Origin of the sequence: Methylotuvimicrobium alcaliphilum 20Z, assembly GCF_000968535.2 — a bacterium.
Classification (GTDB): domain Bacteria; phylum Pseudomonadota; class Gammaproteobacteria; order Methylococcales; family Methylomonadaceae; genus Methylotuvimicrobium; species Methylotuvimicrobium alcaliphilum.
In genome coordinates, this window is the sequence record NC_016112.1 from 2,920,649 (window position 1) to 2,936,163 (window position 15,515).

Here is a 15,515-nt window from a genome sequence, read left to right on the forward strand (position 1 = left end):
GAGTAGAGCGAAGCGAAACCCATCATGGAAAGTCATGAGAGCCATTGTAACAATGTTTCGCGAAATTATTGCGTGCAGCGCTTTAAGATAATAACTTCTCGAACTCTTCTGCGGGACGGGTTATTTAACCCGTCCCCAACGTTTTCGGTTTGCCCTAAACATTTCAGCTGACTTCGGCCAAAGTCAAAACGTTTAGGACGGGGTTGCAAACCCCGTCCTGCTGGGGATATGCTGGTTTTTGGGCTTTAGCTGAAAAAACTTGCTAATCAGGTCATGGAAAGTCATGAGAGCCATTGTAACAATGTTTCGCGAAATTATTGCGTGCAGCGCTTTAAGATAATAACTTCTCGAACTCCTCTGCGGATACCGCTTTCGAGACCAAATTCCCTTGTCCGTAATCGCAACCCGCTTGCCGCAACAAATCGAATTGTTCCTGTGTTTCGATACCTTCAGCGATAATTTTCATATCCAGTTTGTGCGCCAACAGAATCATCGCTTCGCATAATACCAACTCGTTGGAATCGGCCGTTAGATTGGCGACGAAGGATCTGTCGATTTTCAAATAATCGATATCGTACTTTTTGAGACTGTACAGCGACGAATTACCGGTACCGAAGTCGTCAAGCGATACTTGGATACCGGCGTCCCTGAATGCAAGCAATTTTTCAGATACGATGGCGGTTGCATTCAGCAATAATCCTTCGGTAATTTCCACCGCAATACAATCTCCGGATAGGCCTCGATCCTGCAAATAAACAAACCATTCGTTTAACTTGATACCATTATTTTGAAACTGCGCGGATGAAGTATTGATGCTAATTTGAAAATCCGCATGGTAATTGGCGCGCCAAATGGCGACCTGGTCGACCGCCTGATGAAAAACCCATTCGTCGATCTCGGTTATCATGCCGTTATCTTCTGAAACGGCTATAAAATCTAACGGATGAATCCAGCCTCGCGTAGGATGTTGCCAACGAATCAAGGCTTCGGCTTTTTGGATTCGACCGGATTCGAAATCCACGATGGGTTGATAAAACAAACTCAGTTGCCGATCGGTCAGCGCATGCCGCAAATCGTTGCCTAAGCGCAACCGCATCGCCGACGCTTCTTGCATTGCCGGCATAAAGTAACAATAACGACTTCGCCCCTGATTTTTCGCGGCATACATGGCTTGATCGGCATTCTTCAGCAATTCTTCTAGGGTTTCGGCATCGCTCGGATACAAGGCAATACCGATACTGACCGAAATATAACACCGTTCTTTTTTCACGATAAACGGCGCCATCATGCATTCAACCATGTTTTGAGCGACACGATCGATGCTGTTGAACTCGTCCAATTCATCCAAAATGATCGTGAATTCATCGCCGCCGGGACGTGCCAGCGTATCGGTTTCGCGCAGACAACCTTTCAAGCGCTGTGTAGCCTCCTTGAGTAGCTCGTCCCCCGCGTCGTGACCCAAGGAGTCGTTAACATCCTTGAAATGATCCAGGTCAAGAAACATCAGGGCCAACTGCCGCCCTGTCCGGTTGGATTTATTGATAGCCCGTTGCAGACGGTCGAGAAATAAGTACCGATTAGGCAAGCCGGTCAGCTGATCGAAATGGGCTTGCTGACGAATGATTTCCTCCGTCCGTTTTTTGTCGGTAATGTCGGTAGCCGTGGCGATTCGCCGGATGACCTCGCCGTTTTGACTATACAGCGTATTAATCGATAACCATTCGAGAAATTCTTCGCCGTTTTTACGTTTGGTCCATATTTCTCCCTGCCAATGGCCTGTCGAATTCAGGCTATGCCACATCGCCTCGTAAAAAACCTTATCATGACGCCCGGATTTAAGCAGCGCGGTCGTTTGGCCGACGGCCTCATCCGACAGGTAACCCGTCAATCGTGTGAAGGCCGGATTAATGGTGACAATCCGGTTGTCTTTATCAGTCACTATAATGGCTTCCTCGAGCGTCAGAAACACAGTCGCAGCCAGTTGCAATTCTTGCTCGTTACGTTTTCGTTCACTGATATCCGACACGGCAAGAAGACAAGAATCACCCGTTTTGTCGGCAATGCCCTCGACACGTACCCATTTTTGATCGTTACCGATTTGTAAAGTCATCTCGCAGCTGTGCGAATCGGTATTCGCAAACACCTTTGCCAGAAAATTTTTAAAGAGAAGTTGAAATATATTGGTTACCCAATGGGCAAAATTTTGCCCGCATAGAGCGGAGCGCTCAATAGCCAGTAATGACTCGCTACGAAAATTGGCCTGTTGAATGATGCCTTTGCAGCATAAACTAAAATAAGCAAGCGGCGCGAAGTCGAACAGTTCGGTAAACCGTTCCAGGGCTATTTCAGACTGAATACGCGCTTCCCGCAACGCTTCATTCTGCATTTCCAGCTCGATTTGATGGACTTGCAATTCGTGCACTAACCTTTTTTCGTCGATCGCCACTCCTGCGGGCGACGCTTGTTTAACAGCAAGCCGTTGTTCCGCGCGCCAGCGTAATTCATCTGAATTATCGGGTTGTTTATTCGGATTGATCATTGAGAGCCCTTAATTTCGCTTCCAGTTGCTTGGTTTCGGAAATATCGATAAAAGTAATCACCACGCCGTCGATTACGTTGTCTTGGGTTCGATAAGGCATGATACGCACCTTGAACCATCGGTTACCGGCGGCTTCGACTTGTTTTTCGGCAAAGACCAGAGTTCGCAGCACTTCGTGCGCATCTTCCTGAAGTTGCGGATAGTCCAGATCGGTCACGAGGTCGGAAAGCGGCCGCCCGACATCGCTGCTGATCAGCTTGAATATACGACTGATATGTTTGGTGAAACGCCTGATATTAAGGGCGCTGTCCAAAAACACCGTGGCAATATCCAAGCTATTGAGTAAATTATTCATGTCGTTGCTGACCCTCGACAGGTCGTCTACTTTTGCTTGAAGCTCCGCATTCACGGTTTGCAACTCCTCGTTTAAAGACTGCATTTCTTCCTTGGACGTGGTCAATTCTTCATTGGATGACTGCAATTCCTCATTGGTCGATTGCAATTCTTCATTGGCGGAGCGCAACTCTTCTTGAGAAGACTGCATTTCCTCGCGCAAGGTTTGTATATCTTCATTGGCATGTAGAAGTTCGATCTCCAGCGTTTTCTGTTCCTCACTCGTCGATTTACGGGAGCGTTTTCTGGCCGGCAACGGAGCCGCATCGTTAAATACGACGAATAACATTCCGTTTAACGCCACTGGCTTTCTGATTGCTTGAACAGCCAGATTAACTGTTTGCGTTCCGCCATTGGTGCCTACCGTCAAGCCTTGCATGTGAATGGCTTCGGTTTGGTTCTGCGCTTTTCTCAATGCGCCGGACAAAATATGGCGCAGTCCGTCACGGGCCATTACGTAAATATTCCAGTTAGCTTTGCCGGCGGCAGGCTCCAAATACTTACCGGTACGTCCGTTAATGTAAAGAATGTCTCCGTCAGCATTGACCAAAACGGCCGCCGGCGAAAAGTGTTGTAATAAAAATTGATCCGCCAACGTTTGCAGATTATCGATCACGGGCGGCTTATAGCCGCCAGGTGCTTGCGAAATTACCGAGGAATGCTTAGTCGGAAAATCGACGTCCAAATTCCGCCGAAAACTTTCAATACGGCGGTAAAGACGTGATTTATTGTCGACCACTTCATATAAATCCCTGAAACCGCTAATGGTTTCGGAATTACCGAGCAGCAAGATGCCATTTTCGGTCAGCGCATAATGGAACAGCGGGATCAGTTTTTTTTGCAATTCTGCATTGAGATAAATCAACAAGTTGCGGCAGCAAAGCACATTCAGTTTGGTAAAAGGCGGATCCATGATGACGTTCTGCGGCGCAAAGGTCACCATCTCGCGTATTTCCTTGTTGATGCGATAGCCGTTGCCGTCGATGCTAAAAAATCGGCTTAAGCGGTCTTCGGAAACATCGACGGCAATATTGGCCGGATAAAAACCTTGCCTAGCCTTATCGATCGCATCTTGATCGAGATCCGTGGCAAAGATTTGCAAGGTCATTTGACGTTTTGATTGGATTTGCGCCAAGGCTTCCTTGAACACGATGGCCAGAGAATAAGCCTCTTCGCCTGTCGAGCAAGCCGGCACCCAAGCCCGCAGGTCCTTGTTTGTCGAAGGATTGGCCAATAGCTCGGGAATCGTGTTGGTTTTGAGTATCTCCCATACCTCCGGATCGCGAAAGAAATTGGTTACACCGATCAATAGCTCCTTGAACAAAAGATCGAGTTCCTGCGGGTTTTCGCGTAGATACCGCACATAATGAGCTATCGCATTAATTTGATGCAAGCCCATGCGGCGCTCGACGCGGCGAAAAATAGTGTTTTTTTTGTAAAGCGAAAAATCGTTGCCGGTTCTTTCCCGAAGCAGAATCACAAGTTGCTCCAAGCCGCTTTGCGATTTTTCTTCCAATTTCGTTTCGTGCGCGGTCAATAAACCGCGCGGGTTATGCTTGAGATAGGCATAGATACGCCCCCACATTTCTTGTGCCGGCACAATGATGTCGGCCAGTCCTGCATCGATCGCGCTTCGCGGCATGGAATCGAACTGAGCGGAATCCGGGGATTGCACTAGGGTGAGACCTGCGTTTTCCTTGATGGCACGCATACCTAAAGTACCATCGGAGCCCATCCCGGAAAGAATCACACCGATTGCCCGTTCATGCTGATCGTCGGCCAAGGCTCGGAAAAAACTGTCGATCGGCAAACGCAACCCACGAGGCGCGACCGGATCCAGCAAATGCAGCTTACCGTGCAGGATGGACAAATCTTTATTGGAAGGAATCACGTACACCCAATTGGGTTTAACCTGCATACCATCGCCGGCCTGGGTAACCGTCATCGGCGTGACGCGCTGCAATAATTCCGGCAGAATCCCTTGATGCGTGGGGTCGAGATGCTGAATGACGACAAACGCCGCGCCGTTAATTGCCGGAATCGGCGTAAAGAATAGTTCCAGGGCCTCCAAACCTCCTGCTGACGTACCTACCCCGATGATAGGCGGATTAGTACTGCCGGTTTTGGCGGATACCTTTCTCGCCGGGGTGGTCGTGTCCGGTTCGCCGACGGGTGTATCGGTTAGTCTTGATGGAGTCGAGCTGGATTGGTCGGGAGTAGATTTAGTCATTGTTGTCTAATGGGTTAGATTAAATTGACTGTCAATCATATCACCGCATTTTCAGTCATCGGTGCAAAAACAGCGTTGTCTTAACTGCTTTCCTTATACCTTTCGCACTTCAAATTTCGGCATTGCCGGAGGAGGCCCCGGGGTGTGCGGCAAAGGCTTTGCCAGCATGGAGCTGGCATAGAGCCTACATGGACGTATTTACCCAGCACCTAAATAAGCCATGATTTTGAATCATTGCCAAAGACCTATGGAATTTAGGTGCTGGGTTTACGGCGTCCTTTGACGGGCACCCCGGGGCCGAATTTCAGCTACGATGGGTATAATTTAACTCCTCGAAACCGAATATTTTCATCCCTCAACCCCAATGGGTATTATTAATTACGTGCTGTCACCCGCCAGGTTAAAAATGATAATGTGCACCTATGCCGACATACTCCACTTTGTCATTGTAAAACTGCCCACTGGGCGAGTAACCATTAAAGTATTCCACAAGCAACTGAAGCTTCCGGCCCAAGACTTGTAAATTTTCAAACTCGACGCCGGCTCTGGCCGATACATCGGTATTCCATTTGTTTTCTTCAAAATTCTTCAGATCGACCGCAATGATGGGACGCATGTCGGCAAATTCCATGCGCCAAGGGCTTCGAAATTCAACGCCATATTGCGCGGACCATATTTTGAGGTCGTCAGGCTCTCTGTGAAACAGCCCGCCTCCACCGCCATAAATGCGCACGCCAAAAGGAAGCTCATAGGAAAGTCTCAAGTCCACACCTTCGTAACTAAGGTTTACGCGCTCGAATTTTGTGCCGATTTGTCGTAACAGAAATTCGTCGCCAAGATGAGAACTCTGATGGTAAATGCGGCCAAACGCTGAAAACTGGCCAACCCGCATACTGGAATAGAGCGACGCAATGAAATCGGTATTGACCAAATCGGTCGATTCGGCTCCCAAGTTGAAATCGCTAAACACCGAGGCCTGAATGCCCGTTTCCCATTGCGCGGAAGTTTCTCCGAAGTTTGCACGATAAAACGGGATAGTTTCACCGAAGCTGACCGATCCTATGTCCTTGCCGTCAAAATTGTCATTCTGGTAATTACGGTAGGCGGCTGAAAAATGCGCCCAGCGAGGATCGGCCAGCAACGGCTTGAAAAGATGACCGCTCGGCAGTAGTCCTGTCGGTAAAATAATCTTATCGGTTGCCGATACGGTCTCATCTCCCGGAACCTGAAATTCATCGGCAGGTATGCTAGCCTTTGCTTGCGATATTTTTACCGCATTGACCCCTGGAATTTCGGACAATAGTTGTACCGCTTTAGCACGATCTGCGGTTTTTAAATTCCCTACAGGCAATGTAATGACGCCATCGCGGACATTTAACGGCGGCATATCGATTTTTAAACCCTGTTTCAATACGCCGGCCGCATAACCGGCGATGTATGCGTCATTCTGAGCTGCGGCATTAGCCAGCGTTGTATGCAATACCATCAAGCCCAGAATTGCCGCCAATCGATAACTCTTCATTATTCCGCGCTCGGTGCAGTTTTAACAATCAGATCGCTTTGCACTGATTTGACATTTTGCTGATTGACTGCAATTTCCAATGCCCTGTCGACATCTTGCTGGGAACCCACCGTACCGCTCAACTTCACGATGCCGTTAACGGTTGTTACCTCAATTTGGGATGCCTGAAGCATCGGATCATTGACCAATGCGGCTTTGACTTTTAGGCTAATGACCGAATCGTCGATGTACTCACCGGCCGTTTGAGCTCTGTCGATTGCCGCCTCCTTTGCGCGTTCAAGTTCTTGTCCTGCCGCCTCTGTCGTTTGTTCAATTTCATCTCCGGCTTTTTCTAACGCTTCTTTAGACGCTTCAGTCGACTCTTCGATGTACTGCGTAGTTCGATCGGCTTGTTGATCCAATGACTCCTTGGCGGCCTCTAGCTTTTGCGTTGCATCGATTCGCGATTGTTCGATTTTTTGCTCTCCCTTTTCATACGCTCGATCGATTTTTTGCCCGGCTTTTTCAGCGCTTCCTTCTTCTTGTTGGCAACCGGACAATCCGAGAACAACGGCTAAAAAAGCCGGGATTAGAACTTGATCCGCCAAAGTCATACGTTTGTATTCATTGATTGTTTTCATATGTGAATCCTTTTTTATTTTTAAAGCAGTGTGCAACCGACATAGACGCACTCCAGCTTTATATTGAAAAAACGATTTAAGGCTAACATTAAAACTAGGCGCGGTCTGTTCGATATCGAACATAAAACTAGCTTGTCTAGCGTGAACCTGCTTTTCCATCGTTCCAACGCTCTGCGTGGGAATGCAGCCTGAACCGCTATGCGGTTCGGTGGCTTCGATAAAAACCATGGCAGCTGAGCATCATTGGCTTCGATAGTCGCGACGAAGGCGTCGCTCCCACTAGGGTTTCCGAAAGCTCTGTGGGAGCGATCCCCCAAGATCGCGATTTCGAAGCCGGGTGCGTTAGGTAACAATAAAGGGTATCGAGGTCACATTAGCCAAGTTGCCAAAACACAATTCATGTATAACGGCTAGCGCAGGGCGCTGCGAATCATTTGGGGCAGTTATTTTTTACCGTAACCTTAATACCTTTCGCACTTCAAATTTCGGCAGTGCTAGAGTAGGCGCCTGGGTGTCCGGTCGATTTTCGCTCCTCGGCAATTGCTCCTGCATTGCCCTAATACACGCCATCCGTGGCGTAATGCAAAATCGACATTCACGCCATCCATGGCGCTCACAAAAGCTTTGCCAGCATGGAGCTGGCATAGAGTAAAGTGGACGTATTCACCCAGCACCTAAATTCCATAGTCCATTGGCTATGGTTAACTATCTTGGATAATTTAGGTGCTGGGTTCACGGCGTCCTTTGACGGACACCCCGGTGCCGAATTTTGATCTACGACGGGTATAGCTTGAATCGGCTTTTTACCTACCACGGCAAAGGTTAAGATATACCTCAAATCTTATGATTGCATTAACAATAAAACCCGCTTTGATAACGGGTTTTTCGTTAATTAAATTTAAGATGCTTTGGAGAAAATACGTTTATTACTCCTCGACCCAAATCAACTCGACACGGCGATTTTCGGATCGTCCCGCTTCCGTGGCGTTATCGGCAATCGGTTGTGTTTCACCGTAGCCTTTCGCAATCAGTTTGTTGGCGACACCTTTTCTTTTGAGGTAATCGACGACTGAGGCCGAACGGCGTTGCGACAATGCCATATTGTAATCATGGCTGCCTTCGCTGCTGGCGTGTCCCTGTACTTCAATGTCATTGGATTGCGGATGAGCAATGAGATTTTGCGCGACGCCATCCAGAATTCCTTGGGCGGTTGGCGTCAGTTCCTCTGAATCGAACTTAAAACCGACTCCCTTCAATACGAGCCTGATTAAACAGCCTTTAGCGTCGACTACGCCGCCTTTGATAGTGTCGGGACATTGATCCAGGCAATCGTTTACGCCGTCACCGTCCGAATCGAGAGTCGCGCAATCCGTAATGGCAACCGGTTCGACCCGAGTATCGGCTCGCTGCGCGAGTGTTTTCGGCTTGTCGCCGAACGGAATGACAAAACCCACGTTAACCGTCATATCATGAAATTCGTCCGTACCGGGCTGTACATGGGCATTGAGATTATTGTTATATCGATAGCGCACATCGCTACGGACTAAAAGGTTGTCGTGCAATTCATAAGAAAAACCGACGCCGGCTTCGCCAATGATACCCGCTCCGCAATTACCTGAGACACAACTGTTCATACCGCCCACACCGACGACCGTATAAGGCGAAAATTTATCGCGAAAGAAATAGTACTGTAAGTCCGCAGTACCACCGGTAAGGCTCCAGGCGCCATTCGTACCGTTAAAGCCTTCATAGAAGCCTTTCAATTCGACATTGAAATGTTCATCGATGATTTTACCGAAGCCCATTCCGCCGCCCCAACCGTTGCTTGCATTTCGATCGCCACCGGTGTCAACGTATGATGCGAAAGGCGCGATATACCATCGATCGTCTTGATAGTGATCGTCCCAGCGATCGGATCGATAATGATCGTCGGCCTGAACCAGCGGCTGCATACTCATGCCGGCTAATAAAGCGATTGCGAATAAATTTTGTTTCGGCATGGCGTCTTCCTTATTGAAGAAATATGAATGAGAAATGATAAAACCCGTCAATGATTTGCCAAATTCCGTTAGAACATGGTGATTCAACGCTTCAGCAAATCATGTTGCTAATAAACCTTGTTAAGTAGCTTAATCGCAACATTCGGTTTTCGTCAGTTCGTTACCGTACATAGCGTCCTTTCCGAATAAAATATTTATTAAACCCGTATCGCGCATTCAGTTCATTGACTCCGATTGTCCCGCCCAGTCTAAATAAACAGTAACTCAAGTTCTTCTATTCGTTCAGCCCCTGTATTTAAAACACTTTAGAATTTGGCATCCCCTTGAAAAAATTTTGTTTGCGTCGGTAATTGAAAAGACTTCTGCGGGACGGGTTATTTAACCCGTCCCCAATGTTTCGGTTTGCCCTAAACATTTCGGCTAACTTCGGCCAAAGTCAAAACGTTTAGGACGGGGTTGCAAACCCCGTCCTGCTAGGGAAAACTCTTCATTCCCGCATGCCGACTCATTTCCTTACCTGATTAGCAAGATGCTTCAGCTTGCCGAAGCCAACTGTCCGAGCAGTGACCAGTCGTAGCCACATCTGCGGGACGGATTATTTAACCCGTCCCCAATGTTTCGGTTTGCCCTAAACATTTCGGCTAACTTCGGCCAAAGTCAAAACGTTTAGGATGGGCTTGCAAACCCCGTCCTGCTAGGGAAAACTCTTCATTCCCGCATGACGACTCATTTCCTTATGTACGCTAACGAACTGACTGTCTTCAGTTTTAAGGTTAGAGTTTTTCAAAGTTTGCGGCGTGCATAAGTCACCGAACATGTATTTCAACGAGATAGAACGCCCAACCGTTAATCGTATCTTTACACCGTGCGACTCCTGATTTGAGCGAAAAAATCGTCTAATAAACAAAAGGTGCGGGGTATGTTTGGCTAGGAGGTCGGTATCGCCGCTGCAAATGAAAGTATTTTGGGCATCTCCCAACATGACTTTCAGAGTAACGATCATGAAGAAGCTATCATCACCCCGGCAAATGAAAGCGCTGGGGTGCTTAGGGTCGGAACCGACATTGTTTTTCATATCGAAAAATTAGATAAAGAGTCCCAATCTACGAACTTTCAAAGTAACAGTTATACGATTTTTCAGTAAAACGGGAGTATATAGAGTGGATAACGAAAGAGAGGAGAAAAAGTGAACTCACTTGACAAAGACTTTACAGCGGGACTCATGGAGAATTGTACTCCTCCTTGCCTTTCGCTTTACCAACCGACTCATCGGAACCATCCGAACAATCAGCAAGATCCGATCCGGTTCAAGAACCTCGTGAAGGCACTGGAAGAGTCGCTCCTGCAACAATTCCCGAGCGACGAAATCCAGCCATTGCTGGAACCTTTCCTGGCACTGGCTGACGACCGCAACTTCTGGAACTGCACCCATGACGGATTGGCTGTGCTGGGCGCGAAAGGCATATTCCGAGTCTACAAGCTCCAGCGTCCGGTAGCCGAATTGGCTGTTGTGGCGGATAGCTTCCACACCAAACCTCTGGTGCGGATTCTTCAGTCAGCCGATCGTTATCAGATTCTTGCTGTGAATCGCCACAAGATCAAGCTCTTCGAGGGAAACCGTGATGCTTTGGACGAGATCGAGCCGGCACTGGGTGTCCCGCGGACGATAACCGAGGCGCTGGGAGAAGAATTGACCGAGCCACACCAGACCGTCGCCTCATACGGAGGTGTCGGTGGCGGGCACTCGCCCATGCATCACACCCACGGAGGGAAAGAGTCTGAGGTAGACAGCGACTCGGAACGCTTCTTCCGCGCCGTCGACCGCGCGGTCTTGGAGCACCACTCTCAGCCATCGGGCCTGCCGCTGATTCTGGCGGCGCTGCCGGAGCATCATCATATTTTTCACGACGTCAGCCACAATTCGTTTCTGATACCGGAAAGCATCGATATCCACCCGGATTCCCTGTCGTCGACCGATGAACTGCGCCAGCGCGCTTGGCAGCTTATCGAGCCTCACTATCTAACGCGCCTGACCGCACTCGTCGAGGATTTCGGCAACGCTAGATCCAAGGGACTCAGTGACGACGACCTGACCCAGGTCGCCAAGTCTGTTGTAGAAGGGCGGGTCGCCACGCTGCTGATTGAAGCCAGCCGTGAAATTCCAGGCCGGATCAATGCAACGACCGGCGAAATCGCATTTGACGACTTGGCACATCCCCAGGTTAATGACCTGCTCGATGATCTGGGAGAATTGGTCCTGAAGATGGGTGGACAAGTGGTTGTGGTCCCCAGCGAACGGATGCCGACGGAGACTGGAATAGCTGTGATCTACCGTTATTCTGACTGAAGTTTTGATAAACATTGAAGGAACCTGATTAGCAAGTTTCTTCAGCTAAAGCCCAAAAACCAGCATATCCCTAGCAGGACGGGGTTTGCAACCCCGTCCTAAACGTTTTGACTTTGGCCGAAGTTAGCCGAAATGTTTAGGGCAAACCGAAACGTTGGGGACGGGTTAAATAACCCGTCCCGCAGAAGTGGCTACGACTGGCCACTGCTCGGACAATTGGCTTCAGCAAGCTGAAGCATCTTGCTAATCAGGTGAAGGAATGGGCAGGATACCAAGAAGAAGCGTTCTTACACGTATAAGACTGAGAAATAATGCGCAGATACAGATAAAAAGCATTCTTCACCATGAAGGTAACGAAGAAAAGATTCAAGTAATTCATGTTCTTCATGGTTATTCACTATCTAATACTTTAGTCGTCTCGTATCTCCTCCCCCTAACAACTCATAAATATATAAGTAGGCAAACACATGCATATTCAGATCAACACGGATAGCAACATCGAGGGCAATGATGCGTTGACTCAACAAATTGAAGCCCTGGCCAGAGACACCCTTGATCGCTTCAGTGAACAGATAACACGGATAGAAATCCACCTGAGCGACGAGAACAGTGACAAGAAATCCGGCACTGGAGATAACCGCTGCCTGCTGGAAGCTCGTCTCGCAGGTCTCCAGCCGATTTCAGTGAGCGACCAGGCTGCGACTCTGGAGCAGGCTGTCGACGGTGCTCTCAAGAAATTGAAGCGATCATTAGACAGCACCCTAGGACGATTGAACAACCGCTAAAAATGGGTGCGCCCACTTAAGAGACGGGACGGATTGAAGTTAAGCCTCAAAGTTGCCCCATCTTAAGAACCAAGATCATCATCGGAACTGACGGCTGGATACACTTGAGCCGCGATGAAACCCGCATACCTGCTACCAACCAGCAAGCAAGGAGGAGCTGGGCGCCCCTAAGGCGAGTCTTGCCTCGTAACGTACCTCAAAAACTCGGGGTACCCGAGTCAACCCTCACTGCCATTATACCTTTCGCACTTCAAATTTCGGCAGTGCCTAAGGAGGCGCCGGGGTGCTCGGCAAAGGCTTTGCCAGCATGGAGCTGGCATAGAGCCTACAGGGACGTATTCACCCAGCCCCTAAATTCCATAGCCCATCGGTCATGGTTAATAGTCTTACTAATTTAGGGGCTGGGTCCTTTGACGGGCACCCCGGCGCCGAATTTTGATCTCCGATGAGTATAAGTTAAGGGTAACCCGTCATTCAGCCATGGACTGGCGGAATCCAGCGCCATGGATGGCAAGCTTTTGAGGCACATTAGAGCCTGAATACGAGCATTAATTATTTCTGTGACTGCTTAACTTAACCTGATTAGCAAGTTTCTTCAGCTAAAGCCCAAAAACCAGCATATCCCTAGCAGGACGGGGTTTGCAACCACGTCCTAAACGTTTCGACTTTGGCCGAAGTAAGCCAGACACCGACATGTTTAAGGCAAACCGAAACGTTGGTGACGGGTTAAATAACCCGTCACACAGAAGCCACTCATCGTAACTTTACACCGTGCTACTCCTGAATTGAGTGAAGCTCCGGCTAATAATAAAAAGATGTGGGGTATGGATGTCGCTGAACTTCTGAAGCGGCAAATTGCTTCAGCCGAATGTGTGATAGCGTACAGACTATGGTGCCGATTCGTACAATAATTTCTCTCACATAATTCAATAGAGACTCATTATGCCCCTGCCTAATAACTCAACTGCTGACGAATACGCCTTGTCCTTACAAACTTCAGCTAGCGCAGTATCGTGGAGCGCTATTTTGGCAGGAGCTACGGCAGCCGCTGCTCTGGCATTAATCCTTTTGATGTTGGGGACGGGTTTAGGTCTGTCCTCGGTATCGCCATGGGCGTACAGCGGCGTCAGCGCAACAACTTTCGGAGTATCGTCCATTCTATGGTTGACCTTCACGCAACTCGCTGCTTCGGGGATGGGGGGGTACCTAGCCGGCAGGCTGAGAACAAGGTGGATTGCAGTACATACGGACGAGGTCTACCTCCGTGACACCGCGCACGGCTTTCTGGCCTGGGCCGTTGCCGCGCTGTTGACTGCTGCGCTACTCACTGGGGCGTCTGGATTCATCGTTAGCGGTGGAGTTCAGGCTGGAACCGCTGTAGCTGCCTCTGTAGCTAGTGGAGTAGCCACTGGAGTCGTAGCCGAGGCTGCGAAATCCGACAGCGAAAGCGAATCGATGGGTTACTTCGTGGATTCGCTGTTCCGAAGGGAGATCGGCACAACTCCATACTCCTATACTTCTGCCGAAAGCGATTCAGCACAGAAGGCAAGGTCTGTCGGGTCCGCTTCCGAAATAACCCGCATTTTCATGAATAGTATTCACACGGGCCCCCTGCCTGCAGAGGATGTGCAGTATGTCGGACAGGTTGTCGCGTTGCGTACCGGCACAAGTCAACAGGACGCTGAAAAACTGGTGAGGGATACCTATGCTCGCGCACAGACGATGCTACATGATGCGGAAATTGCTGCGAAAGAAGCGGCTGACAAAATGCGCAAGACTTCCGCCTATATGGCACTGTGGTTCTTCATATCGCTACTCATCGGTGCGTTTGCTGCCAGCTACGCTGCAATATTCGGCGGTCAGCAACGCGACATGTACTAGCCACTACAACTCGTTAACCGTTAACAAAGGAGACAAGCAATGCGTTCAATACTTTTGTATTTTCTCGGTATTCCCATACCCATCATCATTTTGATTGCTCTATTCCTATAATAGTCGTCTCGTGAGACAGACGTCGTGATGGAACGGAGAAAGCAGCATCGAAATAAGACGGGTAAGTAACGCGCATGGAATAAATCAGGGATTTGTAGGTGCGAATTCATCCTCGCACTTGTGGAAGTTATTTTATGCAGGTTCCTAAATTCATCAATCCACTCAAGTTTGCACAGCAAAAACCGCTGACTCAAAAGGTGAGCAATTAAAAAATAAAACTGGCAGGGATACCATTCAATTATCGTGACTGTTCAGCATATGTGGTTGGGTAGGTTGTCGGGTATCGATTTATAAGGCTGTCTGTTGCAGTCAGGTCTTACAAGGACTTATTCACGCGTCCTTAGAAATTAATGCCCGACACCTTTTATATACCCATCGCACTTCAAATTTCGGCATTGACGCATGGAGGCGCTGGGGTGTTCGGCAAAGGCTTTGACAGCAGGGATGCTGTCACAGAGCCTACATGGACGTATTCACCCAGCCCCTAAATTCCATAGCCCATCGGTCATGGTTAATAGTCTTACTAATTTAGGGGCTGGGTCCTTTGACGGACACCCCGGCGCCGAAATTTAACCAGCAAAGGGTATATATAAATATTATGTTGAACAATTACCAATTATCTTGAAAAAGAAACACCCAAAAGCGAGGAGATTACAATGTCTACACGATTACCGTTAGTACTATTCACTTTAACCGGTAGCCTAATACTGATAACCGGTACCGTTCAAGCCGAACAGAATACCGCCATCTATTTGGCTGACGGCCCCAGTTCGTACTTGGAAAATACCGAGCGCAATGTTCGCGACAGGGATGATGCTAATTTAACTCCGGTAGATCAAAAGGAATCCAAAAGTGATATCGACATCACGGCTACCATCCGTCAAGCCGTCGTTAGGGATAAATCGCTTTCACTCAACGCACAGAATGCAAAAATCATTACTCGTCATGGAGTCGTGACTTTGCGTGGACTGGTTGAGAGTGGAGCCGAAAAAAATAAACTGCAACAATTCGCCACGCAAACACCCGGCGTAGTGCAGGTAGATAATCAACTTGAAATTAAAGCGCCGTAAAGGCTCAGGAGAACGTC

At 48.7% G+C, this 15,515-nt stretch carries 10 protein-coding genes; 4 read left to right on the forward strand and 6 right to left on the reverse strand.

Annotated features, from left to right (window positions below):
- Positions 1-331: 331 nt before the first annotated feature.
- From MEALZ_RS12440 to MEALZ_RS12465, 6 genes are all read right to left on the reverse strand, one after another.
- The gene (locus tag MEALZ_RS12440) at positions 332-2,539 is read right to left on the reverse strand and encodes a sensor domain-containing protein (RefSeq protein WP_014148993.1); all 2,208 of its coding nucleotides are present in this window, start codon (positions 2,537-2,539) and stop codon (positions 332-334) included.
- Entirely contained in the window at positions 2,523-5,162 is a 2,640-nt protein-coding gene (locus MEALZ_RS12445) for a chemotaxis protein CheB (protein WP_014148994.1), read from the reverse strand. Before MEALZ_RS12445 ends, MEALZ_RS12440 begins: the two co-directional genes overlap by 17 nt.
- A 400-nt stretch (positions 5,163-5,562) precedes the next feature.
- Positions 5,563-6,684, reverse strand: coding sequence for a DUF1207 domain-containing protein (locus MEALZ_RS12450; RefSeq protein WP_014148995.1), 1,122 nt, complete (start codon positions 6,682-6,684; stop codon positions 5,563-5,565).
- Complete coding sequence (locus tag MEALZ_RS12455) at positions 6,684-7,304, reverse strand: BON domain-containing protein (RefSeq protein ID WP_046061574.1); 621 nt, start codon at positions 7,302-7,304, stop codon at positions 6,684-6,686. The genes MEALZ_RS12450 and MEALZ_RS12455 overlap by 1 nt, the downstream gene beginning before the upstream one ends.
- 926 nt (positions 7,305-8,230) lie before the next feature.
- On the reverse strand, positions 8,231-9,304 hold the full coding sequence (locus MEALZ_RS12460; RefSeq protein WP_014148997.1) for an OmpA family protein: 1,074 nt from the start codon (positions 9,302-9,304) through the stop codon (positions 8,231-8,233).
- A 694-nt stretch (positions 9,305-9,998) separates the two neighbouring features.
- Entirely contained in the window at positions 9,999-10,379 is a 381-nt protein-coding gene (locus MEALZ_RS12465) for a hypothetical protein (protein ID WP_014148998.1), read from the reverse strand.
- 111 nt (positions 10,380-10,490) lie between these two features.
- Between MEALZ_RS12465 and MEALZ_RS12470 the strand changes: the two genes are divergently transcribed.
- The 4 genes from MEALZ_RS12470 (at position 10,491) to MEALZ_RS12485 (ending at position 15,498) form a co-directional block, all read left to right on the forward strand.
- Entirely contained in the window at positions 10,491-11,651 is a 1,161-nt protein-coding gene (locus MEALZ_RS12470) for a baeRF3 domain-containing protein (protein WP_046061147.1), read from the forward strand.
- A 467-nt stretch (positions 11,652-12,118) separates the two neighbouring features.
- Positions 12,119-12,436, forward strand: coding sequence for an HPF/RaiA family ribosome-associated protein (locus tag MEALZ_RS12475; protein ID WP_014149000.1), 318 nt, complete (start codon positions 12,119-12,121; stop codon positions 12,434-12,436).
- 942 nt (positions 12,437-13,378) lie between these two features.
- A complete protein-coding gene (locus MEALZ_RS12480; protein WP_014149001.1) occupies positions 13,379-14,317 on the forward strand; it encodes a hypothetical protein in 939 nt (312 codons plus the stop codon).
- Between the two features lie 767 nt (positions 14,318-15,084).
- Positions 15,085-15,498, forward strand: a complete 414-nt coding sequence (locus MEALZ_RS12485) for a BON domain-containing protein (RefSeq protein ID WP_014149002.1) — start codon at positions 15,085-15,087, stop codon at positions 15,496-15,498.
- Positions 15,499-15,515: the final 17 nt, after the last annotated feature.